The 13,379-nt window shown below is 32.9% G+C and carries 17 protein-coding genes; 6 read left to right on the top strand and 11 right to left on the bottom strand.

What is annotated here, in order from left to right; genetic code table 11:
* From D1867_RS05880 to D1867_RS05860, 5 genes are all read right to left on the bottom strand, one after another.
* Window positions 1-1,491: an ATP-dependent nuclease gene (locus D1867_RS05880; RefSeq protein WP_155863180.1), complete on the bottom strand. Its 1,491-nt coding sequence runs from the start codon at window positions 1,489-1,491 to the stop codon at window positions 1-3.
* A gap of 111 nt (window positions 1,492-1,602) precedes the next feature.
* On the bottom strand, window positions 1,603-2,385 hold the full coding sequence (locus tag D1867_RS05875; RefSeq protein WP_155863179.1) for an SDR family oxidoreductase: 783 nt from the start codon (window positions 2,383-2,385) through the stop codon (window positions 1,603-1,605).
* On the bottom strand, window positions 2,363-2,989 hold the full coding sequence (gene udg, locus D1867_RS05870) for a type-4 uracil-DNA glycosylase (protein WP_338078105.1): 627 nt from the start codon (window positions 2,987-2,989) through the stop codon (window positions 2,363-2,365). Before udg ends, D1867_RS05875 begins: the two co-directional genes overlap by 23 nt.
* Window positions 2,989-4,443 carry an MFS transporter gene (locus tag D1867_RS05865; RefSeq protein ID WP_155863177.1) on the bottom strand — a complete coding sequence of 485 codons (1,455 nt, stop codon included), beginning with the start codon at window positions 4,441-4,443 and terminating at the stop codon, window positions 2,989-2,991. Before D1867_RS05865 ends, udg begins: the two co-directional genes overlap by 1 nt.
* A gap of 219 nt (window positions 4,444-4,662) precedes the next feature.
* A complete protein-coding gene (locus D1867_RS05860) occupies window positions 4,663-5,148 on the bottom strand; it encodes a hypothetical protein (RefSeq protein WP_155863176.1) in 486 nt (161 codons plus the stop codon).
* A gap of 39 nt (window positions 5,149-5,187) precedes the next feature.
* Between D1867_RS05860 and D1867_RS05855 the strand changes: the two genes are divergently transcribed.
* Complete coding sequence (locus tag D1867_RS05855) at window positions 5,188-5,496, top strand: hypothetical protein (protein ID WP_155863175.1); 309 nt, start codon at window positions 5,188-5,190, stop codon at window positions 5,494-5,496.
* On the opposite strand, the gene D1867_RS05850 is transcribed toward D1867_RS05855, so the two are convergent.
* Together D1867_RS05850 and D1867_RS05845 are read right to left on the bottom strand one after the other, a co-directional pair.
* The gene (locus D1867_RS05850) at window positions 5,476-6,390 is read right to left on the bottom strand and encodes a sulfite exporter TauE/SafE family protein (RefSeq protein ID WP_155863174.1); all 915 of its coding nucleotides are present in this window, start codon (window positions 6,388-6,390) and stop codon (window positions 5,476-5,478) included. The genes D1867_RS05855 and D1867_RS05850 overlap by 21 nt on opposite strands.
* A 49-nt stretch (window positions 6,391-6,439) precedes the next feature.
* Entirely contained in the window at window positions 6,440-6,832 is a 393-nt protein-coding gene (locus D1867_RS05845) for a metal-dependent transcriptional regulator (RefSeq protein WP_155863173.1), read from the bottom strand.
* 38 nt (window positions 6,833-6,870) lie between these two features.
* Here D1867_RS05845 and D1867_RS05840 point away from each other — a divergent pair, with 38 nt between their 5' ends.
* Window positions 6,871-8,400, top strand: coding sequence for a cation:proton antiporter domain-containing protein (locus D1867_RS05840; protein ID WP_205737138.1), 1,530 nt, complete (start codon window positions 6,871-6,873; stop codon window positions 8,398-8,400).
* 22 nt (window positions 8,401-8,422) lie between these two features.
* Window positions 8,423-9,289 (top strand): dihydrodipicolinate synthase family protein, encoded by an 867-nt coding sequence (locus D1867_RS05835; protein WP_155863172.1) that lies wholly within the window; start codon window positions 8,423-8,425, stop codon window positions 9,287-9,289.
* Between the two features lie 47 nt (window positions 9,290-9,336).
* Here the strand turns inward: D1867_RS05835 and D1867_RS05830 are convergent, their stop codons facing one another.
* On the bottom strand, window positions 9,337-9,912 hold the full coding sequence (locus D1867_RS05830) for a hypothetical protein (RefSeq protein ID WP_155863171.1): 576 nt from the start codon (window positions 9,910-9,912) through the stop codon (window positions 9,337-9,339).
* 99 nt (window positions 9,913-10,011) lie between these two features.
* Here D1867_RS05830 and D1867_RS05825 point away from each other — a divergent pair, with 99 nt between their 5' ends.
* Entirely contained in the window at window positions 10,012-10,422 is a 411-nt protein-coding gene (locus D1867_RS05825) for a winged helix-turn-helix domain-containing protein (protein ID WP_155863170.1), read from the top strand.
* Here the strand turns inward: D1867_RS05825 and D1867_RS05820 are convergent.
* A complete protein-coding gene (locus D1867_RS05820; RefSeq protein WP_155863169.1) occupies window positions 10,412-10,702 on the bottom strand; it encodes a hypothetical protein in 291 nt (96 codons plus the stop codon). The two genes, D1867_RS05825 and D1867_RS05820, sit on opposite strands and share 11 nt — an antisense overlap.
* Window positions 10,703-10,808: 106 nt before the next feature.
* Here D1867_RS05820 and D1867_RS05815 point away from each other — a divergent pair, with 106 nt between their 5' ends.
* Both D1867_RS05815 and meaB read left to right on the top strand, forming a co-directional pair.
* A complete protein-coding gene (locus D1867_RS05815) occupies window positions 10,809-11,234 on the top strand; it encodes a cobalamin B12-binding domain-containing protein (protein WP_155863168.1) in 426 nt (141 codons plus the stop codon).
* Window positions 11,218-12,138 carry a methylmalonyl Co-A mutase-associated GTPase MeaB gene (gene meaB / locus D1867_RS05810; protein WP_155863167.1) on the top strand — a complete coding sequence of 307 codons (921 nt, stop codon included), beginning with the start codon at window positions 11,218-11,220 and terminating at the stop codon, window positions 12,136-12,138. The genes D1867_RS05815 and meaB overlap by 17 nt, the downstream gene beginning before the upstream one ends.
* Window position 12,139: 1 nt before the next feature.
* On the opposite strand, the gene D1867_RS05805 is transcribed toward meaB, so the two are convergent.
* Together D1867_RS05805 and D1867_RS05800 are read right to left on the bottom strand one after the other, a co-directional pair.
* A complete protein-coding gene (locus D1867_RS05805; RefSeq protein WP_013775315.1) occupies window positions 12,140-12,775 on the bottom strand; it encodes a DUF2250 domain-containing protein in 636 nt (211 codons plus the stop codon).
* Complete coding sequence (locus D1867_RS05800; protein WP_155863166.1) at window positions 12,775-13,362, bottom strand: alpha/beta fold hydrolase; 588 nt, start codon at window positions 13,360-13,362, stop codon at window positions 12,775-12,777. Before D1867_RS05800 ends, D1867_RS05805 begins: the two co-directional genes overlap by 1 nt.
* Between the last annotated feature and the right edge of the window lie 17 nt (window positions 13,363-13,379).

Raw genomic sequence — 13,379 nt, 5'->3', positions numbered from 1 at the left:
TTAATTATAAGTTTGCAGAGATTTTATTTTATTCCCTAATACTTCTACCTCTTTTGGTATTTCAACTGAATCTACTCTAGTAATTATATCACTTATTGAGGATCTTAAGTAATAGTAATCTAGGCCTCTCTTCTTCATAACGTTTATTAACCATCTGAGGTTATCGTCTTTGCTCAGATCTCTTAGCTCTTTTTCATCTGGATATATACCTATTAATTTTAATGCTTCCAATATCCCTGTCTTTGTATAATAAGATTCGATTTCTCTAGATAATGGTATGCAGGAATCTCTTATACTTTGATCTAGCTTATCACATAAACCAAAGAATATTATATCTAAATTTAGTATTTCTTTCAGCCTAAGCCATGACTGTAGTTCAATATCAGATTTTACGGCGTATATTGAAATTCCATTATATTCGGGATAAATATTCATCTTCTTTAGCCAATTATAAACAGCCGAGGGTTCTGCATTTTCTCCAGTAAGAATTATATACCTGCTAAAAAGAAGATCGCTAAGATTTACTTTCAGCAGGCTTAACATACTTTTTAATTCTTCATTAGGCTTAACGCTTATTGCTTTGGAGAATCCTCCTTCCTTCCTTCTTAAAATTATATAATTATCTATATCACTAGAGACTATAAAAGGAGAATGAGTAGTCATAAAGACTTGTAACATTTGATTGTCAGTCCAACCTTTAAGTAGTTTTGTAACTTTATACTGTAAAGTAGGATGCATGTTAACTTCTGGTTCTTCTAAAAGGAGAACCTTATTTCCGCTTAACCATATTACAAATAACATAAGGATTACTCTTTGGAATCCACTTGCCGCTAGATCGATATATATTGGCAAATTGTAAACATTTAGCACTAGTTTTCCTCCTTCCCATATTTCTAAGCCCTTAATTTCTGGAATTGTTGCACTTACTAGATTTACAAAATCATACCAGTATTTCCTTAAATTAATTGGAGACCTGCTTATTTCTATAATTCGTTTCATTATGTTATCAAAATATCCTTGGTCGAATATTGGAACGTATTCTACTTGTTGCGAGGCTAATTCAAATAACCTCCTTACGTCGTCAATTTCATCTCTAGTAGGTATACTATCATTTATCCTAATTGTGTCTAAATCCCATTTTACTTCCTTTCGTTCATATTTTAATTTGTTTATAATCTCTATTTCCATTCTCTTCCTTTTACCTATAGCTTTGGACACCTCATCTTCGGAAAAGTCTATTTTACCTCCCAAAGTTATCTCCTTAGAAGTATCATATCCTTGCCAAAGTAGTAAATACTCTTGATTATTGTCTTCAAAGGACCTCTTTTCAATTCCAGCGTTCAAATTCTTTATAAATAGATAAATAGAAGACAGAAAATTAGTTTTCCCGTAACCGTTAAACCCTACTACTGCATTTAAGCCTCCAATGTCCTTTATGCTAATATCACTTAAGCTTCTGAAATTATTAGTGTAAAATTCGAGTAACCTCAATACTCTTCACTAACAAGAAGATTAGGGAATACTAAATATAACAATTAGGTAAATAAGGAAGTGAATTTCTCTATTTAAAGAAAAAAGGGAGTATTATTAGCCAAAGAGATTTTAAAATATAGCCTTAAGATATCCTCCATCTACCGGTATTATTGCGCCAGTAACATAAGTTGATAGAGTTGATGCAAGAAATATTATAACATTTGCTATTTCTTCAGGATTAGCAGGCCTACCTAAAGGAACATCTTTAATGATTTCCTTTAATGCCTCTTCCTCAGTTTTTCCTTCTCTTCTTGCCTTATCTTTTACAAGTTGGTCCACTCTTTCTGTTAATGTCCATCCTGGCATTACACCATTTACCAATATCCCTTTAGGAGCTAGCTGTCTTGCTGCAGATTTTATTAAACCAGCTAAAGATAATCTGATTACATTAGATAAATCTAGATTATCCAGTGGTTGCCTTAACGTAATTGAAGTTGAAAGAATTATCCTACCTCCTTTGCTCATTTTCTTTGCAGATTGTCTTACTGCTACTACTGCGCTCATTAACAATAAATTAAAACCTTGATACCAATCTTCGTCAGACAGCTCAAAAATATTACCAGGCTTTGGGCTTCCAGTCACGTAAGCAAGGACATCTAATCCTCCTAAAATAGAAGAACCTTTATCTATTAGATTCTTAACTTCGTCTGGCTTGGTTAAATCCGCCTTAACGTAGTAAACTTCGTCGCTTATTTCCTTAAGTTTCTCATAGCTCTTTACCAAATTCCTTTCGTCGTGGGAAGATATAACTACCTTAGCACCTTCCTCTAAAAATCTTTTAGCAGTAGCAAAACCTATACCTTTGCTTGATGCAGTCACAATAACTCTTTTATTTTTTATTCCCAGATCCATTTTTCTCCAAGAAGTAATCAAGAGTAAATACTTTTGAGTTTAGCCTTTCAGAAATTTTCTTAAAATCTGAAAATAGCTCATCTCTAAGAGAAGGATTGTAAAGTGCTGCCGCAGGATGATACGTAGGGAATACTGAAATTTTTATATCGCCATAATTCCATGTAAAGAACTTTCCTCTAACTGCAGAAATAGACTTAACTTTTATACCAATTTTTCCTAGGATATAAGTAGTTGAATGCTTACCTAACGTAACGATTATTTTAGGTTTAATAATTCTTATTTGCTCGTCAAGATAAGGTGAACAAGCTATTATCTCGTCCTCTTCAGGATCTCTATTATTAGGAGGGCGGCACTTAACTAGGTTTGTTATAAAAACGTCCTTCCTACTTAAGCCTATCGAAGACAATAATTCTGTTAACAATTTTCCAGCAGCTCCTACAAATGGTCTGCCTTCCTCGTCCTCATTAGCCCCAGGAGCCTCGCCAATTAACATCACTTCTGCTTTTGGATTACCTTCGCCTGGAACAGCATTTTTCCTAGTTAAATGGAGTTTGCATTTAGTACATTCCCTTACTTGCTTTGCAATTTCTTCTAGTGACATAATCATTTACTTGTCGAAAGCTTCTTATATGTAATGTTGACCGAAAGCGAAGCTAGAATAGTCATAATAACTGCGACTATTCCAGATATAATATAAATTACTGAAAAGGAATAATCTGAAGGAATAGTTGTAACGATATAAGTTAAATGATTGTTATAAATAACTGGAAATTCTATAGCAGTTGTAAAAGTATCCATTATTGAGCCAGCTATTGCTGGACCAAGGCTTCCTCCAATTAATCTAAATACCGTATTTATAGAAGTTGAAATGCCCATAACTTCTCTTTCTACTGAAAAAGTTAGGAGATTTATTAAAGCGACATTAAGGAATGCCGCACCTAGCATTGAAATTGAAGAAATTAATATGATTAACATTATTGGCGTGGAAGATCCATTATAAACTAATAATGAAGTTATGAAGTACGTAGGAATTAAAATTCCAGAGCCTAAAATTAGGATCGGCTTAGGTCCTTTTAATGAAATACTCCTTCCTGCACTCATAGCTCCTATTATTTGTATTAATGCTAATGGAAGTAAAGATAGCCCAGTCGTGAAAATATCCAAGTTATAGCCTATAGGAGTTGGCTCTTCAAACAAGTAAGTTAAGGATTGGTAAGCCATGAATATAGCAAATCCTGCTACTACTGCAGCTAAGTTAGATATTAGGACGTTTCTCCTCCTTAATAAATTTACAGAAATTAGAGGATATTTGACTTTACTCTCAAAAAATATAAAAATACCAAATATTACTATAGATAAACTTAGTAAGCTTATAGTACTAAATGAAGTCCAACCCCAGCTAGGTGCTTCAGTCGTTCCTACGATTATTCCTGCTAAAGACGTACCAAGAATTCCTGCGCCTATATAATCTATTTTATAATCTTGTAACCTTACTCTAGATTCCCTTATTTCCTTAATTATGAGTACCGCAAGTATTATTACTAAAGGAATAACGGTGTGATAAGTATATTGCCATCCTAATGTTTGTGAAATATATGCACCTATGGGAAGAGATATTGCACTACCTATTCCAAACATTGCACTTATAGTACCTTGAGCTTTCGGAACTAAGTTGGGCGGAAACTCTTCCCTTATTAGACTAAACGCTAGTGGAAACATTGCTAAGCCTAGTCCTTGAATTGCCCTAAATATTATGAGTGCAATAAAATTTGGCGAAAATCCAGTCAATGTAACTCCTATTGCGTATATCCAGATCACGATACTCAGAATCTTTTTCTTACCATAAATGTCTCCTAATTTTCCTGCTATTGGGTTCATTATTATTCCACTTAGTAAATAAATTGAAATTATCCAACTTGCTTGAGATGTAGTTACATTAAATTCTCTTTCTATTGAAGGAAGTGAAGGTATTAACATTCCTTCAGTATACATTACCATGATTGCTAATGGAGCCATAATGTAAAGTGCTTTTTTAGCATAATTTAGGTCATAATCCATGTTAGAACGTATTTTAGATATATCTAAAGTTTATAAAACTTAGCTAAAGCTTGTTTAAATATTGATCGACTATTCAACAATTTTGTAATTAAAAGCGTATATAATTTCTACCAACAACTTAATTCTTATTAAAAATCAGATCATCGACCCTGTCTTCATTATTCCGTTTATGTCGGCATCATCATGTACCCCGTCCGGCTGTGAGTCCTCATTAAAGCATTACTGCTTTTCAGACCCAAATAGGGGACGGGGCATTTTCATTATTTTGTAAACTCTATATAAAAGGATTATTAAGACTACTTGACCTAAATCCAATTGCAATGCCTTAGCGCCATTATATATTATCTCTATAAAGAATGGGAGAATATACATTTGTGGATGCCACGTTAAGTAAATTACAGCATAATTCAAATAATTGAGGAAAATAAAAGAAATTGCAGACGAATCAATTATTATATTATACCAAGGATTTTTACTACCCCAAAGTATTACTGCAGATATTATGAAAACCATTAAAGAGATAAAGGCTGAAAATGAAACTCCTACTGCATCACCTAAATTGTAAATTTTACCGTCATAAGCATAAACCTTTGGTTCATCCAACGGGGCTAAAGGACCTAGGGCAAGAGAGATTAATATCAGAACTACTGCTACTATCCCTACTGTCATGTAATATTCTCCTTTAGTCGTAGGAGAAAAGCTCATAGGTAAAGCTTTATGCCTTTAATATATAGGTTTTTTCATATGTCGTTTTCAAAGAAGTTTTACGATATGCAGGACTTTATCCTATCAAGGACTGCACTAGAAAAGGTAAAAAGACACGTAGAGGAAAGAAAAGAAAATAGTATTTATAAATGGATTTCATCAGAATTAAATTATTTCATCAATAAATACGAAAATGAACCGGATTTGAAAGAGTGCATAAAAAGATTAAAAGACGGAATATCGGCAGAAAATTATACTTACATTTTACAAGGTTCCAAAGAATGCATAGAAATTCTTTCCAAAAAAATTAATGAGCTTTACGAAAGTTTAATGGAACAAGACCATTAGTCCATTAATATTTTCATACATAATGTAAATGGCTACGGCTATAATTATTCCTGCAAATATTTTCCTTAACATTCCTCTAGGCATTCTTGATGCAATAGAAGCTCCTGCATATCCTCCCGCTATTCCACCTACTAAATAAGCTATGCTGACTAGTGGAAGAACGTAACCATAATATGCATAAACTGCTGCCGACGTTATTCCAAAAGTTCCTACTGAGATTAATGATGTCCCTACTGCCTTAATCATGCATAGTCCAGTGCTGAATAAAAGTCCAGGCACTATTAGGAATCCTCCACCTATTCCAAAATATCCAGATGCAAAGCCTACTATGAAACCCGTAGGAATTACTTTCTTTATTGAAACGTCAGAAGTTAAGGATTTTATTGATAAAGCTGAGAATCCTCTCAAACTTATTTGAGTTGTTTGAGTTTTTGCAATAGTTTTTGTTGCCTGCTTTTGTGGCCTTAACATAAGTAATGCCACAACTATCATTAAAATTCCGAAGAAGAACAATAAGGACTGTCCAGGAGTTATATGACTAGCGTACCCGCCTAACATTGCACCTACAACGCCGGGTATTGTAAACATTATGCCTTCTGGCAACCTTACATTTCCTTTCCTAAAATGCATGTAACTGTTAATATACGCATTCAATCCTACAGCAAGTGCGGTGGTTCCTAAAGCTACGTGGGCAACATAATCAGAATATTCATGTGCCAAAGTAGGATTTGAGGCATATTGTGGAGGAACAGTAGCTAATCCTACGAAATACAGTAATAAAGGCACCGCTAGTATTGAACCTCCCCCACCAATTAAACCTAAACTAAATCCAACTAGAACTCCTGAGATTATAGCGAGAATGTATTCGATTGGGGTAACTACTATTGTTATCATAACTTTATTCTCTTTACTTTATATTTTAAAAAGTTTCGATTGTAAAAAGTTAAGGTATTTCTTCTCCATGAGGACAATTTGAAGGTTTTCCAAGAAATATGTATAGCTTCTCAATTATCTCTTCTGGAACCATTAAGTCAAATTGTTTAGAATACTTACAAGCTTCATCCTTACTCATGCCTAATTTAACTAGGAAAGATTCTATTACTCTATGAGCCCTAATAGCTTTAATAATGTATTGTTTTCCTTCATCGGTAATCCATATTTCGCTCTTATCCTTGATGATCAAACCTTTTTCAGCAAGATGATTTAGCTCTTCGAATGCACTGGCTGGAGCTACATTAATATCCTTAGCTATTGAGGTCAACCTTGCTGGCCTTCCACTATCGTTGTACCTCTTAATTATTAGCAAATATTGTAGTTCCCTATGAGAGTACCTCATCAAATTTATATTTCCTAAGAAAGTAATAAACCTTCACTATGAGTTTAGTAATAATATCTCTTCTTTATTTAGGCATAATGCTGATACTAGCAAAATTAATGGAAGAGGCTTTTTCCAGGTTAAGACTAGTGCCCTTCGTCGGTCCAATATTCTTAGGAATTATTCTTGGTCAAGGAGTTCTAAATTTTATAAGGGTTAACGAAATAATCTCATTCATAACGTCTTTAGGTATAGTATTTTTACTATTTTTAGCTGGTGCGGAAGAAATAGGTTTAAATGAAATAAATACTGATAAAAGCGTTTTAATATCATCTATCATACAATTAATATTACCATTTACACTTATCTTTCTTTTGTTATACTTTCTAGAAATACCAGACGCAATACTTCTTTCAATACCACTAGGTATGACAAGTGTAGGGCCATTAACTAGATTACTTCTTGACTTAGGAATATCTAAGGAGAAAATAGGAGTCGTGATATTTTACGAGGGAACAATAGTAGAAATAACTTCAGTAATAATTTTCGCTATTATAAGTAACTTTGCAAAGAATTTTATAATTACAATTTTAGGAATTCTAGGTATCATCCTTGGCATTTTTTTATTATCGCCTTATATAGCTAAAGCTCTTGAAAAAATAGAGATATACATAAATGCTAGAGAAGTTGAGTTTGCGAGTATAATATCTCTAATTCTTATAATTTCATTTATATCTGAGGCATTCAGCTTTAATTCTGCTATATCTGCATTATTTCTAGGGTTTTTACTCAGAGATTACTTTAAAGATAGAAAAGATCTTTTAGATAAACTTCACGGGTTTACCTATGGATTTTTTGAACCGTTATTTTTCGTTAGCATAGGACTTTACTTCACGAAATTGAATTTTTCTATACTTTCTATAGGTATTATAATAACAGCAGTAATAATTGCAAGTAAATTCCTAGCTGGATTTATATCCGCTATCCTAGTAAAAGTTCCACGTATGATTAACGCATTAGGAACTTCTACTAAAGGAGGAATCGACGCTTCGCTATTAATTAGTGCGCTGAGTTTAGGCCTTATAAATCAAATTGAATATTCGTTCTCGGCATTGGCAATATCCATTTCAGCTCTTTTAGTTCCATTAATATTCAAGGCAATATCAGGTTATAAAGTAAAAACTAGACAAAGAAATAAAAGTCTTATTGAAAATAAAATTTCAAATATTTTACCTAGTTTAAAGTATGTAACAGCTTCTTGCGAAGAGAACTTAAGAAGTGTCATTCAAAAAATAAACGAGTTAGGAGTTAATTCAATAATTGTATGTAATGAGGGAAAAGCGCTAGGATATATATCTACAGAAGAATTATTAGAAATAGAACCATCAAAATATGAAGAGTTAAGAGCTTGCGACGTCGAGCTTCATGAAATTATTACACTTTATGATGAGGATAAAATAAAGAAACTCCTAGACACCTTCAGAGAGAAAGAGGTTCCCGTTATAGGAATTTTGAATAAAAATGGAGAACTAGTAGGCACAGTGTATGAAAGAGATCTACTTAGATTATTATTAACGTTAAAGATTTAATCTTCAATTCTTGCAGAGAAGTATGAAAGGATTATTAACAGCTTTAGTTACTCCGTTTAATTCTTCTGGTGATTTAAACTTAGATGCCCTTGATACGCTTATAAAGTTCAATTTAAGCAGAGGAGTTGATGGTTTTTGGGTTCTAGGAACTACTGGAGAATTTAATATGCTCTCAATAGAGGAAAAGATGCAAGTAGCTAAGAAGGTTATTGATGTAGCTAAAGGTAAAGTACTATTGGGGGTTAACGAAAATTCCACATATAATTCTTTAAAATTAGCAAAATATTTTATTGACCTAGGAGTTAATGGAATTTTCTCTGTGCCCCCAATATATCATAAGCCTAGCGAAAAAGGTTTAATTCATTATTATGAAGACTTAGGTAAATTCGGAGAAGAGGTTTACGTGTATAATATTCCTTCCTTAGTAGGATACAATATTCCACTTACGGTACTACAGAAGCTTGTAGAAGATGGAATTATACAAGGTATGAAGTATACTACTTCCGATTTTGAGAGTTTAATAAACTACATGAGATTCCTAAAGAATTTAAATAGTAAATTTGAGTTTTTAGCAGGAAATGATAAATTTATACTTATATCATTACTTTATGGTGTAGATGGCATAGTATCAGGGGTCTCAAATTTCGCCCCAGAAGTGGTTTCGCAACTTTATAAGAATGTGAAGGAAGGTAAAATTACTGAAGCCTTAAAACTTCAAGAAATTGTAGACAAATTGGTCGAAGTTACTTCTTTAGCGGATTATCCATCAGGAATTAAGATTGCTTTAAGATACAGAGGAATTGACGTAGGAAGTAGTAGAAAACCCTTAGAAGAAAATATAACTGCTGACTCTGCAATTTATCATACTCTAAAGGAATTTAACTTGTGATGAACTCGATGAAGGATGAATAGATGAATAGAATATCCCCGGCTGATTTAATTAACATAAATTTGCAAGTACTGAGTACATGAATTAACCTTTATTGGAATAATCAAAAGTGAATCTTTTTGTAAATTGTTAAGTTTTATAGTTATTGATAGCAAAATTTTATTATTAGTCATATTTTCATAGATTGAACAAATATGATAATATCCTTCTCCTGCAGGTATACTTACATGGATATCGCAAATATTTGAATAAACATGAATTGATATATTAAAGGTTATTTTAGAGTTTCCAGAGTTAGTGCACACAAATCTGGGCAAAATATTAAAGCATACATTAGAATATTCGGCAGGACCTGCTATGATATTACCAACTAATGTTACATTAGGAGGGCCTAATATGAAATTATCAACTGTTACATTAGATAAGGAAGCTGGTATATAATATGTAATACCTGCCTCAGAATAGTTTATCTCTAAGTTTCGATAGTATGCTAGCATATAAAGATTTCCGTACTGTTTATTAGATGGTTGAGAATAAAATTCAACAGGCATCATTAGAACTACAAAGAAGGCTATTATTATAGCAAAAGCTAAGCCTATTATTACCATTAATAAAGGACTCACAAAATCTACCTACTTTTAAAAAGTTTTATACTTATTCATCATATATACAGTTGTATACAAACAGATTTTTATTTTAGTGTATAACATAATTTTGATAACATGGAGAGCATTAATAGCAATGAGACTAGGAAGAAAATTTATTATTATCTCCTTAAACAAGGAAAGCCAATAGGATTAAAGAAAATCCAGAGAGATTTAGGAATAAGCTCGCCGTCATTAGTTCATTATCATCTAAAGAGGCTTGAAGAACAAGGTCTAGTTAAAGAAACTCCAGAAGGTTATGTAATTAATAAGGTTTTACTCTCAGAATTTGTAAAAGTTGCCAATCATTTAATACCAATTTCCGCATTCTGGTCATCCTTTTTCCTTACTTCCTTAGTTTTAGAGATCGCTCTGTTATTAACTGGAAAAATAATTGATTCTGCAGTTTTTGGGATAATAATAGTTGCAATTTCCTCCGCATTAAGTGTAAAGGAACTAATTAAAAAGTACAAGGAGATTAAACTCTAGTAATATAATAATAAATGAGAATTATACTTAGAGTTGTAAAAACAGAGATTGCGAGCGAAGGATAAATTATAACTGGATTTCTATTAGAGCTCCACATTGAAAACGCGAATAAGTCAGATATACTATCTAAAGTTAGTAATATGGAAACTGCTAATAATACTGAAAATACCTTACTCTTATTGAACTCCTTTTTAAGTTTGTAAAACTCCGCTAATATCAATATGGATACAATAACTGATATTATGGCAAGCGTAATATGAATGTACCAGATCTCAAACATAAGATAAAAGTAAGAAGAGAGCTTATAAAGAATTTACCCAAATCTCGCGCTCAATTATAGTCAGAAAAAGTTTAAACATTTTAAACACAATAAACTTTTGAGTAATATGGAAAAGAGAATAAAGGTTATAATTGCAAAACTTGGTTTAGATGGACATGATAGGGGAGCAAAAGTAGTAGCCAGAGCATTAAAGGATGCAGGGATGGAAGTAGTTTATACTGGATTAAGACAAACTCCTTCTCAAATAGTTAAAACCGCAATCCAAGAAGATGCAGATGTTATAGGAGTGAGCATATTGAGCGGCGCTCATTTAGAGCTAATACCGCCATTAATTAATCTCATGAAAGAAAATGGGCTAACTGACGTAGGATTAATAGTTGGTGGAGTTATACCACCACAAGATGTTGAAAAACTAAAAAGTATGGGAGTAGATGAAGTTTTTCTACCAGGGTCTAGTCTAAAGGAAATCGTTGAAAAGGTTAAAAAGGTAGCTGAAAAGAAAAGAGGTATAAAAATTGGACAAACTACTTGAAAATGCATTAAAGGGAGACGAGCTTTCTATATCTAGAGTACTTACAAAAATTGAATACATGACCGACGAAGGAATGAAATATTTAGAAGAATTAAGTAAAAAAGCAGGTAACGCTCACACAATAGGAATTACTGGAATTCCAGGAGCGGGAAAGAGTACATTAATTTCGTCATTAATCGAAGAATTCTCAAAACGAAGGAATAAAAAAATAGGAGTTGTTATGATAGATCCATCTAGTCCCATTTCTATGGGCTCATTTATGGGAAATAGAATAAGAATACAAGATAAAACAATGATGAACAATGTTTTCATAAGAAGCATTGCTTCTAGGGGTCATTTAGGCGGAGTATCCTCTGAGGCTATAATGCTAATTGAAGCTATGGACGGCTTAGGGTTTAATCCCATAATAGTTGAAACCGTTGGAGCAGGTCAAACTGATACTGAAGTAGTCTCAAGTGTACACACAATTACAGTGGTTAACGTTCCCGGTACTGGAGACGAGATACAGGCGTTAAAAGCTGGAATAATGGAAATAGGAGATATATATGTAATAAATAAGGCAGAATATCCAGAAGCTGATGTACTTTATGATGAAATAAAATTTGCAATAGACAGTGGCAATTGGGATGGATGGAAGCCATTAGTTCTTAAGGTAAGTGCATTAAAGAAGATAGGAATAAAAGAATTAGTTGATGCAATTGAGGCTCATGAAAAATATCTAAAAGAAAGCGGGAAGTTTACCAAGAAGATAGACGAAAGAAGAAAGAAAATGATAGAACTAATTATAAGAAGGAAAATAGATGAGAAGATAAGTGAAGTAATAAATAAAGAAGCGTTAGATAACTGGACCGACCTTCTAACCATAGTAAATAGAATATACGATGATGTGAAAAAATCATTATAGATTATTTTGGTATAATACCTCTTCTTTTCATTTCCCTTACTACAAGCTCTCCAATCCTTGAAAGACCATAATACTTATGGTGCGTTCTTGTTTCTTTTTTAGGCTTTGATTTTCTGTCTCCAAATTTTATTATCTTAGCTTTTGCTTCCTCTAATAATCCCATCCTTTCTAGCTCTTCCAATTTTGGAGTAACTTCCTCTAAAGTCTTGTGAGTTAATTTGGCATAAGTTAAAGCATGATCAGCATTTAACTCCTCTGCAAGCCTTAAAATATCCTTAGCTAAATCATCATTTTTCACTAAATCAATGTAAGCCTTTATTAATTCCTTCTCATCTAGATTCCTTAAAAGATGATCTCCTTCTCTTGTAAGCCTATAATACGTATGGTGCTTATGTACTTCAGAACTTAATTTAAACTTTGCTTCAGTGTTCTTTAGCGTGGCTCCATGTACTCTTTCTATTAAGCCTAATGCTTCCAATTTATCCAAAATATCTACAACCTCTTGAATAGGTATTTTAGTGTTTAGCATTATTGATTTTCCATAATCTACATTAGCTTTCTTTAAATGTTGAAGAACTTGCAAGTATCGCTTATCTTTTAAAACCTCTTTGAGTTTGTCTTTTAATTCCTCCTCCATCATAAGCCCTTCAAGAAGTCCTTTATTTGTGAATTAAATCCTTCTGGATCGTCTAAATAACAAGCGTGTTGATTACCTACGTTAACGAACTTAGCTGTTTTGACATATTTCATGATTAATTCTGCATTTCTTTTAGGCGAAGTAGTATCATGGCGCCCCCATATTAAAAGAATTGGTAAACCGTCTAGGTTTTTTAGCTTGCTTTCATAAGAGCTTACTCCTACTGCGCCAACTAATATTAACCCTCCTAATTTATCAGCATGATCTACTGCATAACCTAAAACTGCCTCTCCTCCCATAGATGCTCCAAGAAGAATTGGTTTTTCTAATTTCATTGTCTCTATGAAATCTCCTATAAATTCAGAGAGAGATGAAAAGTTACCTTCTTCAGATTTTCCAAAGCCTGGAAAATCTATTGAGATTGCCCTATATCCTACTTCAGCTATTGCAGAGATTGTTCCTACCTCTTTCCAAGTATAAGCATTAAATCTTGCGCCATGGTGAAGAACGACTGGTCTTCCACTTCCTTCTTCAAGGTAATGAATTTTAGCTCCTTTTACTTCAATGAATTTATCTTCTAACTGCATACATATATCTGCGAATT

The organism is Acidianus infernus (genome assembly GCF_009729545.1).
Classification (GTDB): Archaea; Thermoproteota; Thermoprotei_A; order Sulfolobales; family Sulfolobaceae; genus Acidianus; species Acidianus infernus.
The sequence above is the reverse complement of the archived record's forward strand: the minus strand, read 5'-3'. Positions and strand labels throughout refer to the sequence as shown.

Excerpts from the sequence above, each read along its gene's own strand:
- D1867_RS05875 (WP_155863179.1), bottom strand. The coding sequence starts at position 2,385 with ATGGATCTGGGAATAAAAAATAAAAGAGTTATTGTGACTGCATCAAGC.
- D1867_RS05865 (WP_155863177.1), bottom strand. The coding sequence starts at position 4,443 with ATGGATTATGACCTAAATTATGCTAAAAAAGCACTTTACATTATGGCT.
- D1867_RS05860 (WP_155863176.1), bottom strand. The coding sequence starts at position 5,148 with ATGAGCTTTTCTCCTACGACTAAAGGAGAATATTACATGACAGTAGGG.
- D1867_RS05855 (WP_155863175.1), top strand. The coding sequence starts at position 5,188 with ATGTCGTTTTCAAAGAAGTTTTACGATATGCAGGACTTTATCCTATCA.
- D1867_RS05850 (WP_155863174.1), bottom strand. The coding sequence starts at position 6,390 with ATGATAACAATAGTAGTTACCCCAATCGAATACATTCTCGCTATAATC.
- D1867_RS05845 (WP_155863173.1), bottom strand. The coding sequence starts at position 6,832 with ATGAGGTACTCTCATAGGGAACTACAATATTTGCTAATAATTAAGAGG.
- D1867_RS05840 (WP_205737138.1), top strand. The coding sequence starts at position 6,871 with ATGAGTTTAGTAATAATATCTCTTCTTTATTTAGGCATAATGCTGATA.
- D1867_RS05835 (WP_155863172.1), top strand. The coding sequence starts at position 8,423 with ATGAAAGGATTATTAACAGCTTTAGTTACTCCGTTTAATTCTTCTGGT.
- D1867_RS05825 (WP_155863170.1), top strand. The coding sequence starts at position 10,012 with ATGGAGAGCATTAATAGCAATGAGACTAGGAAGAAAATTTATTATTAT.
- D1867_RS05820 (WP_155863169.1), bottom strand. The coding sequence starts at position 10,702 with ATGTTTGAGATCTGGTACATTCATATTACGCTTGCCATAATATCAGTT.
- D1867_RS05815 (WP_155863168.1), top strand. The coding sequence starts at position 10,809 with ATGGAAAAGAGAATAAAGGTTATAATTGCAAAACTTGGTTTAGATGGA.
- D1867_RS05805 (WP_013775315.1), bottom strand. The coding sequence starts at position 12,775 with ATGGAGGAGGAATTAAAAGACAAACTCAAAGAGGTTTTAAAAGATAAG.
- D1867_RS05800 (WP_155863166.1), bottom strand. The coding sequence starts at position 13,362 with ATGCAGTTAGAAGATAAATTCATTGAAGTAAAAGGAGCTAAAATTCAT.